Annotated in this window: 15 protein-coding genes; all 15 read right to left on the bottom strand. The window is 67.9% G+C overall.

The window, feature by feature from the left end; all coding sequences use genetic code 11:
- Nucleotides 1-92 precede the first annotated feature (92 nt).
- The 15 genes from BLV94_RS00775 to BLV94_RS00705 all read right to left on the bottom strand — a co-directional run bounded on the left by BLV94_RS00775 (nucleotide 93) and on the right by BLV94_RS00705 (nucleotide 17,733).
- Nucleotides 93-905 carry a coiled-coil domain-containing protein gene (locus tag BLV94_RS00775; protein ID WP_072948798.1) on the bottom strand — a complete coding sequence of 271 codons (813 nt, stop codon included), beginning with the start codon at nucleotides 903-905 and terminating at the stop codon, nucleotides 93-95.
- 303 nt (nucleotides 906-1,208) lie between these two features.
- The gene (locus tag BLV94_RS00770) at nucleotides 1,209-2,075 is read right to left on the bottom strand and encodes a ParB/RepB/Spo0J family partition protein (protein WP_072948797.1); all 867 of its coding nucleotides are present in this window, start codon (nucleotides 2,073-2,075) and stop codon (nucleotides 1,209-1,211) included.
- Nucleotides 2,075-2,788 carry a ParA family protein gene (locus BLV94_RS00765; protein WP_072948795.1) on the bottom strand — a complete coding sequence of 238 codons (714 nt, stop codon included), beginning with the start codon at nucleotides 2,786-2,788 and terminating at the stop codon, nucleotides 2,075-2,077. The genes BLV94_RS00770 and BLV94_RS00765 overlap by 1 nt, the downstream gene beginning before the upstream one ends.
- Before the next feature lie 421 nt (nucleotides 2,789-3,209).
- Nucleotides 3,210-3,764, bottom strand: coding sequence for a hypothetical protein (locus BLV94_RS00760; protein WP_072948793.1), 555 nt, complete (start codon nucleotides 3,762-3,764; stop codon nucleotides 3,210-3,212).
- A 9-nt stretch (nucleotides 3,765-3,773) separates the two neighbouring features.
- Nucleotides 3,774-5,006 carry a TniQ family protein gene (locus BLV94_RS00755; RefSeq protein ID WP_072948792.1) on the bottom strand — a complete coding sequence of 411 codons (1,233 nt, stop codon included), beginning with the start codon at nucleotides 5,004-5,006 and terminating at the stop codon, nucleotides 3,774-3,776.
- On the bottom strand, nucleotides 5,003-5,914 hold the full coding sequence (locus BLV94_RS00750) for a TniB family NTP-binding protein (protein WP_072948790.1): 912 nt from the start codon (nucleotides 5,912-5,914) through the stop codon (nucleotides 5,003-5,005). The genes BLV94_RS00755 and BLV94_RS00750 overlap by 4 nt, the downstream gene beginning before the upstream one ends.
- 3 nt (nucleotides 5,915-5,917) lie before the next feature.
- Nucleotides 5,918-7,600: a Mu transposase C-terminal domain-containing protein gene (locus BLV94_RS00745; protein WP_072948789.1), complete on the bottom strand. Its 1,683-nt coding sequence runs from the start codon at nucleotides 7,598-7,600 to the stop codon at nucleotides 5,918-5,920.
- 168 nt (nucleotides 7,601-7,768) lie between these two features.
- Nucleotides 7,769-8,560, bottom strand: coding sequence for an IS21-like element helper ATPase IstB (istB, locus tag BLV94_RS00740; RefSeq protein WP_072948787.1), 792 nt, complete (start codon nucleotides 8,558-8,560; stop codon nucleotides 7,769-7,771).
- Nucleotides 8,557-10,041, bottom strand: coding sequence for an IS21 family transposase (gene istA, locus BLV94_RS00735; protein WP_072948785.1), 1,485 nt, complete (start codon nucleotides 10,039-10,041; stop codon nucleotides 8,557-8,559). The genes istB and istA overlap by 4 nt, the downstream gene beginning before the upstream one ends.
- Before the next feature lie 1,187 nt (nucleotides 10,042-11,228).
- Nucleotides 11,229-12,173 (bottom strand): hypothetical protein, encoded by a 945-nt coding sequence (locus BLV94_RS00730; protein ID WP_072948779.1) that lies wholly within the window; start codon nucleotides 12,171-12,173, stop codon nucleotides 11,229-11,231.
- Between the two features lie 697 nt (nucleotides 12,174-12,870).
- Entirely contained in the window at nucleotides 12,871-13,143 is a 273-nt protein-coding gene (locus BLV94_RS00725) for a hypothetical protein (RefSeq protein ID WP_083395401.1), read from the bottom strand.
- 5 nt (nucleotides 13,144-13,148) lie between these two features.
- Nucleotides 13,149-13,379 carry a hypothetical protein gene (locus BLV94_RS00720; protein WP_072948775.1) on the bottom strand — a complete coding sequence of 77 codons (231 nt, stop codon included), beginning with the start codon at nucleotides 13,377-13,379 and terminating at the stop codon, nucleotides 13,149-13,151.
- A 174-nt stretch (nucleotides 13,380-13,553) separates the two neighbouring features.
- The gene (locus BLV94_RS00715; protein ID WP_072948773.1) at nucleotides 13,554-14,177 is read right to left on the bottom strand and encodes a hypothetical protein; all 624 of its coding nucleotides are present in this window, start codon (nucleotides 14,175-14,177) and stop codon (nucleotides 13,554-13,556) included.
- A gap of 153 nt (nucleotides 14,178-14,330) precedes the next feature.
- A complete protein-coding gene (locus tag BLV94_RS00710) occupies nucleotides 14,331-15,488 on the bottom strand; it encodes a site-specific integrase (protein ID WP_072948771.1) in 1,158 nt (385 codons plus the stop codon).
- Between the two features lie 1,021 nt (nucleotides 15,489-16,509).
- Nucleotides 16,510-17,733: an acetyl-CoA C-acetyltransferase gene (locus BLV94_RS00705; RefSeq protein ID WP_072948769.1), complete on the bottom strand. Its 1,224-nt coding sequence runs from the start codon at nucleotides 17,731-17,733 to the stop codon at nucleotides 16,510-16,512.
- Between the last annotated feature and the right edge of the window lie 35 nt (nucleotides 17,734-17,768).

Genomic DNA, 17,768 nt, shown 5'->3' with positions numbered 1-17,768 from the left:
ACTTGTGCGTCGATCTCGTCGAACACTGCCACCGGACAGCACGGCCCGGGGCCCCGCCACCGGACCCGGCGCTCGCCGCGGGACGTTCTCGTCTATGCGCGGCTGCGAGCGTCGGCGAGATCGGCACGTAGCTCTTCGGCTCGTTCACGGGCGGCAGCTGCTTGCGCCAGGGCGGTCGCGAGATCGGCTTTGGTGGTGGCGAGTTCGTCGCGGACTTCGTCCACGCGGGCGCGTTCGGCCTGCGCCGCGGATCGAGCGTCGTGGAGGTCCGATTCGAGGCGGTCGATCGTCGCCGCGGCGGCCGCGGAGGCGCGGTCCGCTTCCTTGCGGACCAGGGCAATCTCGTTCTCGCGCTCGGTCGCCCGGGTACGCAGGGATTCGACGAGGCGATGCTGCTCGGCAATCTCCTCCTCGTGGGCGGCCGTCAGCGCGCGCACCTGCTCGGTGTGCTGACGCCGGGCGTCGGCCAATTCGGCGGCGGATTCCTCTGCCGTCCGCTCGGCGGCCTGGGCGGCGGCGTCGGCGTTGGTTCGGTCGTCGAGCGCTGTGTCGAGTTGGTCGCGGAGCTGCTCGAGTTCGGCGGCGGCGTCGGCCCGCACTTTGTCCGCGGTTACCTGGGCGCGGCGCAGGTGCGCATCGATGGCGGCGGGATCTCCGAGACGGTCGACGGCGCTGGTAATCCGGTCGGCGACCGCGGACAGCTTCGCTACGGCGTCACCGGCTTCCTGCCGTAGTAGCGGCAGGGCCTGAGTGAGCGTGGCCGCAGCCTCGGCCGGATCCGGCGGTGTCTCCGGGGTGTCCGGCGCGGCCTGGGTAGTCTTCTCCTTCTGCCTGGCGCGCCAGGCCCGAACCCGGTCGGCGTCCGACGGATACTCCCGGGGTCTACCCGGCTTACGCTCGCCCATGGCGAAATCGTATCGGGTAATTCATTTCATATCGTTACGCTCGCTGACGGCTGCACGCCGGATCGTCCCGGAATGCGCTCTTCCGGTGCGTCCGGTCAGGGTTGTTCGATGCGGGATCACCGACCTGTGATTTGACCACCACCTCGGCGTTGAAGGGGTGGTGGATTGACGCGTCCCCCCGTTGTGTGTTCCCTAGTCGGACAATAGGTACTGAGCAGCGAATGTCCGTTTTGTCTGTTGTTTACCGCGGTAAACAACAGACAAAACCGACATTTCCCGGGGTGAGTGCGCTTGCAGGCTTGGTCAGGTTCGTTGGGTAAGCGCGGCGAGAAGGGCGCGAAGGCCATCGCCGTCGAGGTACTCGACCAGCGCTTCCGCGAGAATTGCGGGGTCGGCATCCAGGCGTCGGAAGGTGCGGGTGACCTTCGCTGCGGTCACCGGCGCCCGTTCCGCTGGCCCGCGACCGTCGTCAGTGGAAGCGGAATCCGACTCAGCGCCTTGGCTTTGACGCTGCCGTTCGGTGTTCCAGGCCTCAACTTGTTCCTCCGGCGGGACCTGCGCGAGTGAGCGGGCGGTGCGTATCGCGAGTTCGCCATTGCGCAAGGCGGTTTGGAGTTCGGGGTTGAGTTGGAGCAGAGACCGCCGTTGGGAGATCCACCCCTTGGACTTGGCGAGCTTCATCGCTGCCTTGTCGACGGTCCCACACTCGCTGATGAGGAGCTCGACGGCCTTGGCCTCTTCGATGACGTCGAAGTCGCGGCGGCCGACGTTTTCGATGACCGCCGCGGCGAGCAGGGTGACACGGTCCTTGGCGACCTCGTCCTTGACGACGATGTCGAGGTTGGGGCGGCCGAAGTTAGCGGCTGCGGCGAGGCGCCGACAGCCGTTGATCACCACCCACCGCGCCAGCCCGATCTCGGTTTCGTCCTCCGGATACAGCCGCAGGTAGGCGTCCCGGGTGACCACCAGGGCGGGTTGGAGTTGGGTGCCGGTAATGGAGGCCAGATCGTTGAGGTCGCCGAGGTCATCGCGCGGGTTTCGCGGGTTGGGCGCCAGCTCGCTCAACGGAGCACTGGTCGGTGTCATGGGCGGGGTGGGCCGGTCGACGGGAGAGTTGTCACCAACGGCACCGGCGAGGGTTGCCAGGTTGGTACGAGTGCCGCGTGCCATCACCGACCACCGTCGATCCGCAGCTCGAGGGCGAGCCGGTAGAAGTCCTCGCGGGCCTGGAGCGCTACCCGGTTGGCCGGGTACTCCGTTACGACCAGACCGTCGGCGCTGGCCCGAGTGTGCAGTTTGTAATGCCGGATGACCGTCTTGGCGAGCGGCCACTTGTTCGCTCGGACGAAGTCCTTAGTCTCCTCCAGGTCGAGTTTGCCGTCGCGAGGATCCCAGTTGTTGATCACCACGCTGTAGGGAATGCCGCGGGGCTCGAGGATCTTTCGGATCGTGCGGGCGGTCGGGTCGAACGAGAGTGGTTCGGTTTCGATCGGCACGATGACGTGATCGGCGACCTCGAGGACCGTCCGCAGGGCGTCGGCGGCCGGCCCGCGGCCGAGCGGGTCGGAGGTGTCGTCGGCGGCGTTGAGGTCGATCCAGCCGGGGGTGTCGACGTAGACATGGCGGATGCCGGGCAGCTGACCCAACTGGCGTAGTCCGTTGAGGTCGTCGTGCGCCTGGACGACGTGGAACGGCAGGTTGTCGAGACGGTCGGCCCACCAGATCGCAGAGCCCTGCGGGTCGACGGAGACCGCGGCAACAGGGGAGGTGGCGTCGGGGTCGTCGTCCTGGTTGAGAACGTCGGCGGTGACGGCGGCGAGATTGACGGCGAGGGTGCTTTTGCCGACGCCACCCTTCTGATTGAGAAGGACATGAATGGTCATGGGACCCTTTCCGTTTGCTTCACCCACCTGGTGTGGGCTACTTCGGACGGGTATGCACGGTACGGCACCGCGGCGGTGGAACGGTGCCGACACGCGGGGTGTCATGCAGGCTGAGCGCGAGGTATCGGGCCGACCGTCGTTGGCCGCGCGCCAGCGTCGCGGATGCCGGTTTGCGCGGTATCACTTCGACAAGGTCTCGCCGGCTCGACACGCGCCTGACGCAGCCGACGCGACACTCGAAATGCCGTTCGAGCCCCGGGCCGCACCGCCAATGCCATTGTCGGGGGCGACTTGCAGAGTGCTGTGCGTCGCTTGTTTACCGCGGTGAACAAACAAGACCAATCGGTTTGGTTTGTTTACCGCGGTAAACAACGGACAAAACGGACATTGGCCGGAGTGGTGAGGTGGTCGGTGTGTCGCGCTATCTGGCGGCGACCGTGACGTTGCCCCGGGCGGGGCCGAAGATGGTGACACCACGTGCGGCCGCGGCGTGTGCGTTGCCGTGCAGCACGATGCGGGTGCTGTCGGTGGCGTGTACCTGCGCGTCGCCGTGCGCGTGGACGGCGGCGTGGTCGTAGGCGTAGACGGTGGTGTTTTCGCCGGCGGAAACGTGGGCGTGGTCGACGGCGGAGATGGCGGCGCGGTTGTGTGCGGTGACCCGGGTGTGATCGAAGGCGTCGACGGTGGCGGTGGTGTACGCGTGGGCGCGGGTGTGGCCGAAGAGTTGGGCGTGGGCGGCGCCGGTGATCACGATCGCCGGGGCGTGTTGCTCGGCCCGGTCGGTGGTGTCGGTGATCTGCACTCGGGAGGAGCCTTCGACGCGCAGGGTGAGGCCGTCGGGGAGGTCGCGCAGTTCGACGGTGGTCTCGGGCGGGCTGTCGAGGACCACCGTTTTCGCCCCGGTCGCCAACCGGGTGTGCACGTCGTGCGCGGTGCGGCAGGGACTGCGGCGGGCGTGCGCGGACGCGGATTTCATGGCGCCAATCTAACCCGGTGAGTGGGCGTTTTCCGGCTGGGTGGGGGTGGTGTCGGGAACAGGGAGGGAAATGCCGTGCTGGGCGAACGCCGTGCGCAACCGCAGCACCGCGGCCTCGGTGCGACATCCGTTGCGGGCGAGCGTGAACAGTGCCTGCGCGGCCGCGGGGTCCTGCCGGGCCGCCGCGATCGCTGCTTCCATGCTCGAGCGCACGCGCGCCCACAGTGCCGCGGTCTCGTCGCCGGTCACCGGGTGCACCGATCGGGATGGTGACGGGTGGCGGGTGGGCCGGCCGCCGAAGACGGTCGTCGACGGCCAGGGGCACAGCAGGTGCCCGTGGGTGCCTCGCGCGGTGATCGTTCCGGCGGCGAGCAGGTCGATCGCGACGGCGGCCGCGGCGAGCAGGTGTGCCTGCGTCGCCCAGTCCAGTTCTTCGAAGGTGGTGGTCAATACCCGATGGGGTCTGCGGCCGACGCTGGTCCAGATGCGGCGCAGGTCATCGCCGCCGGGTCCGGCGGCGCGAAACGGGGTGCACAGTTCGTCGAGCAACGTTCGCAGCATGCGGAACCACACCGCGGCGTGCACCGCCCGCCGCGACAGGGTGACGGTGCCCGCGCCCAGCGCCTGGGCGATGAGTGCGTCCAGGGCGGCTTCGGGTGCGGTGGTCGCCCGGGTGACCAGTGAGGCAGTTTCCCAGCGCGCCAGCGGGTGCGGGATGGTGTTACAGGATTCGAGCCGGCGGTGGTGAGCGGGGCAGCCGAGTGTCAGCGGCAGCTGCCCGACCAGGGGGATCGACCACGGCCCAGACGGCGCGACGCAGTCCGGGCATGCGCGATAACTACGGTTCACGTTCACCCAGGGCCGCCACCGAGCAGAGGTGGGGGCGCGGACGGCTGGATCGCGCCGATCGGTGGGGAGCAGGACCGAGAGTTGATGGACGTAGGTGGGAAACGAACAACGGTCCGGGTCGGGATTGTCGAGCAGCCACGGCGCCCATCCGGCCAGGCTCATCGGGCGCAGCCGATCCAGGGGGACGCCGCTGCGGTCGGCGATGGTGTCGAGCAAGGCCGGTGGTGGGTCGTCATCGAGTTCTCGCGCGGTCAGCCCGCGGTGACTGAGGTCGTGTTCGAGGAGTTCGTCGAGGCTCAGGGAATGCAACTGCGCGATTCGGTACAGCCAGGAGGAGAGCGCTTCCCCCGGCTGGGGTGGCGGGTGCAGCGGCCATTTCCCCGTGCGGGTCACAGCAGTTCGCGTTCGAACTGGCGGCGGCGGTCGCTCGGACCGGTGTAGTCGGCAACGGTCAGGGTGCGGTGGTTGATCGCTTCCTCCCCGGTTTCCACGGCGGCGACGGCGGCCGCGGTCAACAGCATCGCGAGCTCACCGATGGTGCCCTCGCAACGGGAAAGGAGGTACCCGGTCATCTCGTCGCTGCTCAGATGCGAGCGGCCGCGCAACGGATAGCTGGCGGCGAAGCTGGCCAGCAGGGACCGGGTGTCCGGGTCATCACCCCACGGTGGCAGGGAGATCGGCAGGAACCGGTTCTCGAGTTGGTCATCGGTGCGGATCGCCAGATACGCGTCCCGGGTGCCGACGCCGGCGAGGGGGATTTTCAGTTCGTTGCCGAGATAGCGGAGCAGGTTCAGGAATTCGCGGCGGACGTTGTCACGGCCGGCGAGGATGTTGTGGATCTCGTCGATCACCAGCAGCTGCACTCCGGTGCGGCGCAGCAATGTGAGGGTGAGCTGTTCGAGTTCGGCGATCCGCCGGTGCGGGCGCAGCGGGGCTCCGAGGGCGGTGAGCACCGCGACGTAGAACCGGCTGATCGAGGGGTCCGAGGGCATCTGCACACACAGGACGGGGATCTGTTCGGCGTCGTCGCCGCTGACCGGCGGATGCCGGCGGCGGAATTTCTCGACGATCATCGACTTGCCGTTGTTGGTCGGCCCGATGATGAGCAGGTTCGGCATTCGTTGCCGGGCCGGCCAGTGCAACAGGATGTCGAGTTGCTCCACGGCTGCGCGGGCGCGGGGATAGCCGATCCACCGTTCGGCGCGGATGTGCCGGATCCGCTCCTCGGCCGGTAGGGCAGCGACCGGACGGACCGGTGCGTGCAGGTGGTCGAAATCTTCCGGTGCCGCGGTGTCGACCATCTCTCACCATTCCTCGATGTCGTCGAACACGGCCACCGGGACGCCCGCTCCGGAGGTGGGATCAGGGTCTGGTGGTGGTGGCATCCGGGCAGCGGGTACGGGTGGGCGCAGGTGGCGGCGGCGTTCGGTGTTGCGGCGGGCTGTGCGGGTGGCTTTGCGTGCGGTGGCGGTGATCTCACGCATCGTGTCGAGCATCTGGAACAGCGCCGCTTCGTCGACTTCGGTGCGGCCTCGCTCGCGCAGGCGGGTGATCGCGGCACGGTGTTCCCACAGGGTGATCGGCGGTCGGGACAGGGTGCGGTAGGGCACCTCAAGATAGGTGGTGCCGTCCGGGTCGAGCACCCAGATGCGGCTGAGATCGCGGGGGTCGCGGCGGAGGACGAACTTGCCGCACTGTTCTCGGCGCGCGATCCACGGCTTGAGGGCGGCGGAGAAGTAGTGGATGTGGTCGACGACGAATCCGGTGCGGGTCAGTCGGCGCCGCAGCACCGGCAGGAAGTCGAGCAGGAACACCGCCCGGTTCGCCGACACCGGTGGGGGAGCGGGCAGGGCCGCGATGCCGTCCGCCCACCGCCCGGCGGGGGTTTGACCAAGTCCGGTGTGGACGGTGCCGTGATACGACGCGACTGCCAGGGTCAGCCAGCGTTCGAGCTCCGTCAGGGTCAGTGCCGCGGTGTTCTCGGAGTCGTAGCTGCCGCGGTCGGTGGGATTGGAGAAGGTGGTGCCGGGCAGCTCGTGTACCCGGGTCATGGCGGTGCCGATGAGGCGTTCGATGATGCCGCCGTAGTGCGGGCGGCCGAGTGGCCGGTAGTTGGGGTCGATGCCGTGCTGTTGGCAGCCGCGGTGCAGTGCTTCGCTGTGGAACTCGGCCGCGTTGTCGAGGTACAGGTGACGCGGTTTTCCGCTCATGGGCCAGGTCATCTGCTCGCCGACGCCGAGGCTGTCGAGCCAGGGCCGTTTGTCGCAACACACCTGCCCGAGACACAGTCCCACCGATACCGCGGACGGCGGCTCGAGGGTGAGGACCAAGCCCAGCACACACCGGCTGAACACGTCGATCGCAGCCGTGAGGTAGGGCCGCCCGATGGGTTGTCGATCGCGTTCGTCGACGACCATCACATCAACCACGGTGTGATCGATCTGCACCTGCTCGAGCGGCGTACCGATACTCGGGACGGTGCCGCCAGCGGACCTCCGGCTGCGCGCGGCGGGGGAGTCGGTACCCTCCCGCTTTCGGGCGACCTCACCCGGATGCAATGCAGCGATGCGCGCCGCCACCGTGTTGCGGGCCGGCACCGGCAACTGCTGCCGCACGCAGGCACCTACGATGGCCCGATAGACGACTGCCACGGAAGGCTTCTGGCGTTTGAGGTACATCCTCGTCAGGTGGTCGGCGATCACCTCGTCCACCGTCTCGGGCAGGCGGCGCGCTCCGCGGCCGCCGGACGAGCGGCCAGGGAGCAGATCGGTGACCGTGCCCGCTCCCGTCCGGAGTCGATGCACCAGCGCATATACCTGCCGGCGTGACAATCCCAGCTTCGCTGCTGCCTCATCGGCCGCGGCGTGGCCGATCACCTCCAGCGCGGCCAACGGGGCGATCACCGCGAACCGCGCACACGCGCAATCCCATTCAGGGTCCGTGGCAGTCAGCACACCGGTCTCGGGGACCGCAGGTCCCGCAGTCACCGCACATCCCACCTCATCTGGTGCCACTGCTCGACGCTAGTGGCCGAGACCGGCGATCGGCAGCGCTATCGGCAAATCAAATGACAACCCCATTTGGCCCCACTGTGCTGCTCTGATTTGGCCCCACCCTGCTGGTGTTCGGTCACCGGGTGGTGGGCCCGGTGGGGGTCAGGTGTTGGCTCCCTTCTTTCGGCTGGTGCTCAGGCGGTAGGAGGTGGTTCCGGTCTGGATGATGTGGGCGTTGAAGGTGAGTCGGTCCACGACGGCGGCGGCCAGGCGTGGGTCGGTGAAGGTGGCTCCCCACTCGCTGAAGGGCGCGTTGGAGGCGCAGGCGATGGAGGCGCGTTCCTCGCGGGCGGTGATGATCTGGAACAGCAGTTCGGCGCCGCGGGGGTCGAGGGTGACGTAGCCGACCTCGTCGAGGCAGAGCAGGTCCAGGCGTGCGTAGCGGCCCAGGACTCGGGAGAGGTGTTTGTCGTCGGCGGCCTCGACCAGCTCGTTGACCAGGGCCGCGGTGGTGACGTAGCGGACTCGGCGGCCTTGTTCGGCGGCGGCGGTGCCCAGTGCGATGAGCAGGTGCGTCTTTCCGGTGCCGGAGTCGCCGAGGAGGACGAGGGGTTCGCCGGCGTCGATCCAGTTGCCGCCGGCCAGATGGGCGAGGGTGGCCGGGGGGAGGTCCGGCACCCGGGAGACGTCGAAGTCGGTGAGTCTCTTGGTGCGTGGGAACTTGGCTTCGTTGACCCGGCGGATTCGGCGGCGGGCGTCGCGTTCGTCGCATTCGGCAGTGAGGATTTCGGCGAGGAACGCCTGGTGGGACAGGCGTTGTTTGACCGCGGCCTCGGCGATCGGGAGGGCTTGGGCCCGCACGGTCGGCAGGGCCAGGGCCCGGCAGGCGGCGTGGATGGCGGCCTCGGCGGCGTGATCGGTCAGCGCGGTCACCGCCGTGGGTGTGGCGCTCATGCGGTTGCTCCGTTCAGGAGTTGGTCGTAGCCGGCCAGCGAGGGGGCGGAGCGCTCGTGGGCGGCGTTATCGGGCAAGGGAACCGGTGTCGGGACGGTGTGGGTGAACATCGAGCGTCGGGCCTCGACCGCGACCAGATCGGGATCGAAGTTGCCGATCCCGAGCGAGGCGAGCATGCCGGCGGTGACGGCGTCGGCGGGCAGGGTGCGGTGCAGCAGCAGCACCCCGACCAGCGACCGGGTTCCGGCCGCGTCCCCGAGTCCGGTGCGAGCGGCCTCCCAGAATCGTTGATGGACAGCGGTGAATGCACCGCTGGCGCGGGCCGAGGCCAGTGCGGTCGCCCCGGCCAGGGCCCCCGGTTTGCGGGTGAGGACCTCCAGGTAGTGATCCAACACCAGGTCCTCGGAGCCCTTGCGCAGGGAGCGGGTGTGGGTCGCGACCACGTGTCCGGTGCTGCCCGGGGCCAGGATGCGGATGGTGGTGGCGCCCAAGCGAACCTCGAGACGGCGGCCGGCGAACCGGGCCGGCACCGAGTAGTAGGACTGCCGGACACAGACCCTTGCCTTGGCATCGACCCGGCACGACAGTGCGGCGGAGACGTCGAAACGCTCGTCCGGCAGTGGCCGCAGCAGCGGCATCTCCCGTGCCGCGGCCGCGCCCACGGTCTCGGCGCGAGCCCCGATCCGGCGGGCGTCGTCGCGCGCGTCCGCGGCGGCCAGCGCCTCGTTGAGCGCCGCCAGCGATCCCACGTGCGGGACCGGGGTCAGGTGCCGGCGGCGGAACCGGCCGATCTCGCCCTCGACCCCACCCTTTTCGTGCGCCCCCTCGATTCCGGGAGCGCAGAAGAACGAGTCGTAGCCGTAGTGCGAGCGCAGCGCGATGAACCGGGGATGCTCGAACCGTTCCCGGCCGAGGGCGACCCGGATCACCGCGGGCTTGAGGTTGTCGTAGCGGATCATCCCGACCGGCACCCCGCCGAGCGCCTCGAACGCCCGGACGTGGCCGTCCAGGAACGATTCCTGGGACTGGTTGGCATAGGCGACGTGGACCGCCTTGCCCGAGTGCGACAGCCGCAGGCAGAACATGAACAGCTTCATCACCACCCCGGCGATCACCGCGGTGAACTCCCCGAAGTCGACCTCCGCCTCCTGAGCCGGCGGATGGGTCTGCGGCACCATCACCGACTGCCCGGGACTGATCTCGGTGCGCAACCGGGCCACCAGGGCACGGACACTGGACTCGGCCACGCTGGCCCCCTCCTCGTCGATCAGCCGCTGCCAGACCCGGCGCGCGGTATGTCGCTGCTTCCTCGGTGCGTCCAGGTCCTCGACCAGCCAGCGCCGGATCGTGGCCTCGTACCGGCCCAGCACCGGCGCCTCACGCACCGGGGTCTTCCGCGTCGGCGGCGTCGCGTCGGCGAGCGCCTGACGCACAGTGCGCCGGTGCACCCGGTGCTTGTCGGCGAGCGCCCGGATCGACATCCCTTCATCCCGGGCATCGCGTCGGATACGTTCGAACTGCTCCACTCTCGATCTCTCCTTCAACCCCTCGCCCTCTCGTGATCGCCTTGGCAGACGACACGAACGGTAGGGTCTGGTCGGTCGAGGGTGGGGCCACTTCAAGCCAGCACTACGGCTCCAGATGGGGCCACTTCAGATTGGCACACTCAAATCACGGATCGGCCGGAGATAGTGGTTGGTGGCGCTCCGGGCGTGGCGTGTGGATGGCGGCGGGGGACCCGCAATCTATGGATCCGGGGTATGCCGCAGCGGGTGGCCGGCGGTGTCGGCCCCGACCACCGGGGTCCGCAAGCCCACGCCCCCGAGTTCTGCCCCGAGTCCCCGGGCTGCTCCTCCCGACCTGACGCTGCACCCGACCGCGATCAGGGCGTACCCGACCGGCCTCGAGATGCGAATGCTGTTCACTGCCGACGGCGCTCTCGCCGTGCTTGCCCGGCACAAGACCCCCGGGCGCTGACCGACCGTGGCCACCGGCCCGGCATCAGATTCACTGAGCCAGGCATCAGATAGACCCTCGGCCGCGTCAGGTCGACCGAGGCGGCATCGGATGTACCGAGCCGGGCGCCTGTCCCGACTCAGTGGATCTGGCGAGAACCCAGACGCCGCATCTGCTGTTCGCCAGGTCTATTGAGCCACCACGGCGACTTCGGAATCAGTGAATCTGGCGAGCGCGGAACTCGGTGCCTCGATTCATTCCCGGATCGCGGGTGAGCACCTCGGATTCGCCAGGTTCGCTGAGCCGTCCGTCAGATGATCGACCGCGCTCGCCAGATTCACTGAGTCGTCGCCACCTTCACTGAGTCAGGACAGCGCCAATTCGCCGCTCGCATGTCCGTTTTGTCTGTTGTTTTGTAGGTTCTCATTCTTCTTTTCGTCCTTCTCATCGACTTTTCGGACGCTCTGCGCCGGCTCTGGGCGGGCAGGAGGAATCTCCAGGTCAACGGCCTGCGGCCGGACGCGTCGCGGCTTGGCTCAACCGGGCAGCAGCTTCAATGACCGAAGAAAGCGAAAAATCGGTGAGAATCCCAGCCGCAAAATCGGTGAGAAACCTCAGCACATTCCCTGGTGGCGGAACCATCCACCGAAAAGTGCGACGAGAACCTACATGTTTACCGCGGTAAACAACAGACAAAACGGACATGCGGAATTCAGTCCGCTTCGAGGATGGAGAGCAGGTCGGCCAGGAGTTGGTCGGCGCGGTCCTCGATGTCACCGAGAACGTCGGTGACACCGCTCATCGTGGTGTGCGCATTCGCGCGAGCGCGAATGCCGCGCTCGTAGTAGTCGCTGTCGAGGATGATGTCGTGCACCTTGGTCGGCGCAGGCGTCTCCTGGGTCGTAGCAGGTTGTCGGTGCACCCGTTCATGGGTGGGCGCATGGCCGGTCAAGTGGGCCCGGACGACGGTGGCGACGGACTGCCCGGTCAGTGCGGTCGCGACGTACGGCGTGTGGCCCCATCGATCGATCGGGGTCAACAGCGGTCGATCGTCCCGGCGAGCCGTCGCCGCGTGCGCGGTCAGGTCCGCACCCCGGCCCAGGGACTGCGCCAGCAATGAGGTGCTGGGGTAGCGGTCGAGGAAACCCAGGACCTCGAGCCACCCGTGGTAAACCGCGACCACATCTGTGGTCGGCAGATCGAGTCGGCGGGGGCCATCCTCGTCGAGGTGGATCAACAACGTATCGACGTGGACGCTGACCTGGTTTCGGCGCAGTCGGGCGATCTGCTCGAAGCGCAATGTGGCGGCGAGGGCGAGGAGGAGGGCGTCGCGGCGCCCGAAGAGACCGGCCGGCGATCCGGTGAGCGGCAGCTGCACTATTCGATTGGCGATTGCCGCCGCAGCGCGCTCACGCCTTGCCGTGCGCCCGGCATCGAGCAGGTCGCGGACGAGTTCACTGCGCCCCGGTTGCGGCAGGCCGGCTCGGCGGTGCACGGCGTTGATCACGCCGACCCGGCGCCGTTGCGTTCCCGGGGCAGTGGGGTGCTCGCCGAGGAACATCGCCACGGTCACCGGGTCGGCCGGCAGCGATGCGAGGCCGACGGCCGTGCACCAGTCGGTGAACAATCCCCACACGTGCTGAGACGCCCGGTCCATGCGGTGTTCGGGCCTCTCGCCACGCTCTGTCCGTGCCGTCCGCCCGTCGGTCTCCGACCCCGTAGGCCGTGCGGGATCGGGCGGCGAAGGGTCCGGGCGGGGGCGAGATGCATTCTGGAATCATGCCGAACCTGTCGGACACAGCACGGTGCGACCGCAACCCGTGATGGAGCGCCGTCTCTTCTGTGACTCGTCTGCGGTCGTGGAATGCGTTCGTACCTTCAGTGCTTGCGGTGTCGGCGTAGCCGATTCCCGCCGGGTTGCTATGGTCCTGGTGTAGCAATCTCATTGCGGTGGGATTGGAAGTGAGCTGCAGGATTACTCGCCGGACGACGAGGCCTGTGGCTCGCGTCGCGTCCGGCTCAGATCGCCCAGGTGGGGCTCCGTCTTCGGCCGGCCCACGGTCGCGGTTGCATCGACGGATCCGGCACCGACATAATCCGGGTGCCCGACGCAGTAGCCGAGGGAAGTGGTTCGTGTAGGAGGTCTCCGGGGGGTAAGCACCCCTGTAGGCAGCCCCACCCAGCGGTTTCCAGCCTTGCGTGCCCACATACGACGAAGGCCCTTCGGCGCTGAGGGTTCTCGTGGTTCAGACCGGTCCGGCGCAATCAGGGGCGCCATCGCCCGCGCACAAGCTGCCGCCGCGGCGCGAGTGGTGGCTGACCACCGTCCCCAACCCGGGGATCGAAGTGCCCGTTCAGGAGGCGAGCAGCGGACCATACTTCTGACGGGCTGCCTCCCCGGACGTGCCGACCTCGGCGCCGATCGTCGACCAGGGCAGGCCGTGCTTGCGGGCCGCGACGATGTGGTCGACGAGCTGACGCTCGGCTTCGGCGCGGGCGACCACCGCGGCGCGAAGCTCGGCAAGCGCGGCCGGGTCCCGGCGGTCCCCCTCTCGGGGTTCGTAGTCCTCGAACCGCTTCGCGAGTTCGTCGGCGTGCGCGAGGATGTCCTTCGTTGTGCGTGGCATTGTCATCACCTCAGGTAGTTTGGTCGGGCCTTCATGGCGTGGACGATCACGTGGGCGTCGGTGCTGGTGACGTAACCGATCTCCAGCAACGTCGCGTCGAGCGCTGGTCCGACGAGCATGATGAACCCCTCGCCGAGATCGAACGCGGTGATCGCGTTGTTGAACGCATGCACCATGTCTGCGGAGTCGATCCCGTGCTTGTAGGCGCTCTCGGCGATGACCGGCTCCGATTGCATTATTCCAAGTTACCTTGCCGCTCGGCGGTCTGCAAGGTAACTTGCCGTCTTGGTGCTGACTGCACCCCACGCCTCGCCTGCCTCAGTACCCAGATCCACGACCATTCGCCGGATAGCCGACGGGCCATTAGCCGGGCTGGGGATCCGGAGCGAGGCTGCCTCAGGTTCGGCCAGTCACCAGAGGGTGAGGGGCAATCCCGCCGCTTCGGCGCCTCTGATCCGCTGTTCGATGCTGTCCGCATTGTCGCCGCTGGCCAGGCCATTCCGGATCGCGGTGGCGATGGCACGGGTGCGCCCGGCCTGGCCGCGGACGTCGGCGAGGGGACTGGCGAGGTTGCGCCGCCGCAGGTAGTACTCGGTGCGGTTGACGGCGTTGGTGCCCAGGCGCATGTGCTGGGGGTTGACGCAGCCGGCGAAGTCGCACTGATGGCACAGCACGGCGTCGTCGGCGCCGGACCACCCCAGCCGCGGGATGACCCCGTATTCGAGCTGGTACGCGAACAGGTGCGCGGGCACGGTGCCACGGCGAGATGTGCCGGGCAGACTCGCGGCCCGAAAAGATCCGTGCCCGGTGGAGGAGACACTGCCCAGCCAGGCGGTGCATCGGTCTGCTTCTCGCCGATAGCATTTGGCGACGAACCGGGCGACGACCGAGGGATCGTCGAGCCAGGACCGCCATAGCCGTTCGGGGATTCGGATCGGCTGCGGCTGGCCGAGCAGGGCGAGTTGCTCGGCCCCCGCTACCGCCGGGTGTGCGGGCAGTCCGGGAAGCGAAAGTACGTCGTCTACGACTGCCACAGTGCTCGCCCTCCGCGTCCTCCTGGGTGTTGTTACCAGGAGGGTAAGGCCGCTATCCGACACGAATGGTGAGGGTCAGGAACCGCACGCACCGGAGGGCTGACGCTCGGATACGACTGCGTTTAGCAGATGCAACTCCGCTCAGTTCCGGTGTCAGAGGCCGATGTCGGTGACGGCGTTGGCGATCAGTGGGGCGTTCTCGCGGGTATAGACCTCGATCATCGCAGCGGTCGAGTGCCCGGTTTGGCGCATGATCGCCTGTGCATTCCGGCCGTTGCGGACCGCCTGGGTGACAAACCCGGCGCGCAGTGAGTGCCCACCGAGCTGAGCGACGACGTTCTCGTCGTATCCGGCCTGTTCGGCGCGGCGACGGATCACCCAGGGCACCGCCGAACCCGAGAGTCCGGTCTCGGAGAGGTTGCCGTTCTTGCGGATCGACCGGAATAACGGTGCCCGAACAGCGGTGCGCGGCACCGCGCCCTTGCAGACGTGCCCGTCGAACGGCGGGGCGTTGCGCAGCAGCCGGATCACCCCGGGCCGGCCGTAGGTGTCGTGGGCCGCGAGCACCTGTACCCACCGCAACCAGGCACAGGGCGGGCAACTGGTGTGGGAGACGGTGAACGGCAACGCCCGTGTGGCACCCTCGCCCTCCTGGTCCGTCTTGGACCGCCGCAACCGAACATGCACCCCGTCGAGTCGGTGCATGCTCACGTCCCCGCAGACCAGGTCGGCGAGATCACCACGGCGGAACGCCCCGGCGAATCCCATCAGCAGTAGGGCGGTGTCGCGGCGCTCGAGGACCTCCGACGCCCACCCGGTAACAGCCTGCCGGGCGGCGGTGACGATGGTGACGAGGTCGTCGACCAGTAGCGGCGCAGCCTGCCGCCGCGGCCGGTCCCCGTTGGCGGCGTAGTCGCGGCGGATTCCGGACAGGGTGGCCGCGACGACCTCGTGACTGCCAGGAGCGGAGTGACCGGCGCGGCGGTGGTGATGCCCGAGGGCTGCGACCCACCGCGAAAGCGTCGCCGGGGCGTAGGCGCGCTCGCCGTCCTCGGTGAGCGTGTCGGCCGCGTCGATCAGATACGCGGCCACCACCATCGGATGCGCCGGCAACGCGTTGCGCCCGTGCGAGAAACACCACGTGACGAAACGATCCCAGTCCGAGGCATAGGCGCGGCGGGTGTTCTCCGCCCGCGACCGCTGCACGGCACCGGCGATCCGCGCCGCCACGTCCTCCGGGACCACCGGCTCCGTGCTGGAAGAAGCTGTTACCGAGCCGCTCGGGCCCTCATTCACCGGTTCGATCGTCACCGGCGCAGGGTATCCGAGCGCACCGACACTCCGCAGAGCAAAAACACGCTGACGTCGCAGTTCCCGGAGATAGCTGCGATAACTGAAATTATCATCGCCAAGTGCGCACAAACCATGAGTGACTCGGAGTCGGGTGTCCCGGCTCCGCGCATCTGATGCCGACTCAGCAGATCTGATGTGAAGTGACAGGCGGGTTGTCCAATTGACAACCTTTCTGTTCAATCGTGCCTATGGGCTTGTCCAGCCACTGAAGACCGCCCTCATGAAAAGCCCCGACCGCGCTCGCTGCCCTGTCATCGCCGCAGGTCCGGACCCTCATCCCCACGCGAGGACGGTTCCGGCCGGTCATCCACGTTTGGACAACGTCACTGACGTGACGCGCACGGGGACCGACGATTTTCGATCGTTGGACAGGTTATTTGGCACACCGACCCGGCACTCCAGCAGCAACGCGGTGGACAACTACCTGGTCTGTTTGGTCCCCTGGTCGCGGTCGACGTCCTCGTTCGTCGGGACTTAGGCCACGTGCAATCGGTCGGGCGGCACGCCAACAACTTCCACGCGCATCAGATTCAGTGAGGCGAAGTCGATCATTGCGGCTCAGACAATCTGACGCACCGCAGGTCGGCGGCATCAGATTCACTGAGTCAGGACATCGGGGCAGAAACACCGTTTAGGTAGCGCAGCAGTTGTAGCTTCCACGTCTCCCTGTCGGGTTTCCAGATTTCGTGTCGGTGGGGTGTCGAGTGTCCAATGTCGGCAGGAAACCTAACCAGACACGTTTTCGCTGGTCACAGCGCGGATTGAGCACGGACTATTCGGATCCACCGTGTGATGGTTGTCTTCGAGAAACGGCGCCGATCGAGTGGAAGTGCGGGGGTCCGGAACTGCCTGTAGGTGGGGCGGGACAGCGTGAGTACGGCGGTGCAGGTCCGGGGGTGCATCCCACCGACCTGCACCGAGTCAGTACCTGTCGCTGTCAGGCTGGAGCCGTACCACGATTACCGCTGGCCGGGAAGGGTTAGCTGTTGACGTTCTCGAACACGGCCGCGATGCCCTGCCCACCGCCGATGCACATCGTCTCGATGCCGTAGCGGGCCTGGCGGCGGTCCAGTTCACGGAGCAGATTGGCCAGGATGCGACCGCCGGTGGCGCCGACGGGGTGACCGAGGGAGATTCCGGATCCGTTGACGTTGAACCGGTCTCGCATGTCGGACTCGTCGAACTTCCACTCCCGCGCGCACGCCAGCACCTGTGCTGCGAACGCCTCGTTGATCTCGAGGAGATCGATGTCGTTCAGGGTGAGTTTCGCCCGGGTGAGGGCCTTGTCGACGGCGGGGACCGGGCCGATGCCCATGCGGTTCGGCTCCACTCCGGCGACGCCCCAGCTGACGAGCCGGGCGAACGGGCGCAGGCCCAGTCGTTCGGCGTTCTCGGGGGTGGTCACGATCGCGGCGGCGGCGGCGTCGTTCTGACCGCACGCGTTGCCTGCGGTCACCGTCGCCTCCGGGTCGATGCGGGACCGGATCGGCCGCAACGCCGACAACGACTCCGCCGTGACATCACGGCGCGGGTGCTCGTCGGTGGTGACGACGACGTCGGACTTCCCGCGCTTGCCCGGCACCGTCACCGGGATCGTCTCGGCGTCGAACAGGCCGCCGTCCTGGGCGCGGATCGCACGCGCGTGGGATTCGGCGGCGTACGCGTCCTGCTCCTCGCGGCTGATCGAGTACTCGCGCCGGAGGTTCTCCGCGGTTTCGATCATGCCGCCCTCGACGGGAAAGTTGACGCCGCCGGAGTTGGTGCGGGGCTTGGCCAACCGGTCGCGGAATTCCACCGACGCACCCTTGACGCCCCAGCGCATTCCGGTGCTGTAGAACTCGGTCTGGCTCATCGACTCGGCACCACCCGCGATCACCAGATCGCTCATCCCGGTCTGTACCTGCATGGCCGCGTAAATGACCGCCTGCAGCCCGGAGCCGCAGCGGCGGTCGAGTTGGATGCCGGGCACGGTGACGTCGAGGCCGGCGTCGAGCGCAGCGATCCGGCCGATGGCCGCAGCCTCGCCGTTGGCGTAGCCCTGACCGAAGATGACGTCGTCGATGTCGTCGGACGTGATCGACGTCCTCTCGATCAGGCCCTTCAACACCGTCGATGCGAGGGTGGTGACGGGGATGTCACGGTACATGCCGCCGAATCCCCCGACGGGGGTGCGGACGGGTTCACAGATCACTGCTTCGTACATGGGCTCAGAGTGCTTTCTTCGCTTCGCGGCCGAGG

It is taken from the genome of Rhodococcus koreensis, from assembly GCF_900105905.1.
Taxonomy (GTDB): Bacteria; Actinomycetota; Actinomycetes; order Mycobacteriales; family Mycobacteriaceae; genus Rhodococcus_F; species Rhodococcus_F koreensis.
This window is presented reverse-complemented; position numbering and strand designations above follow the sequence as displayed.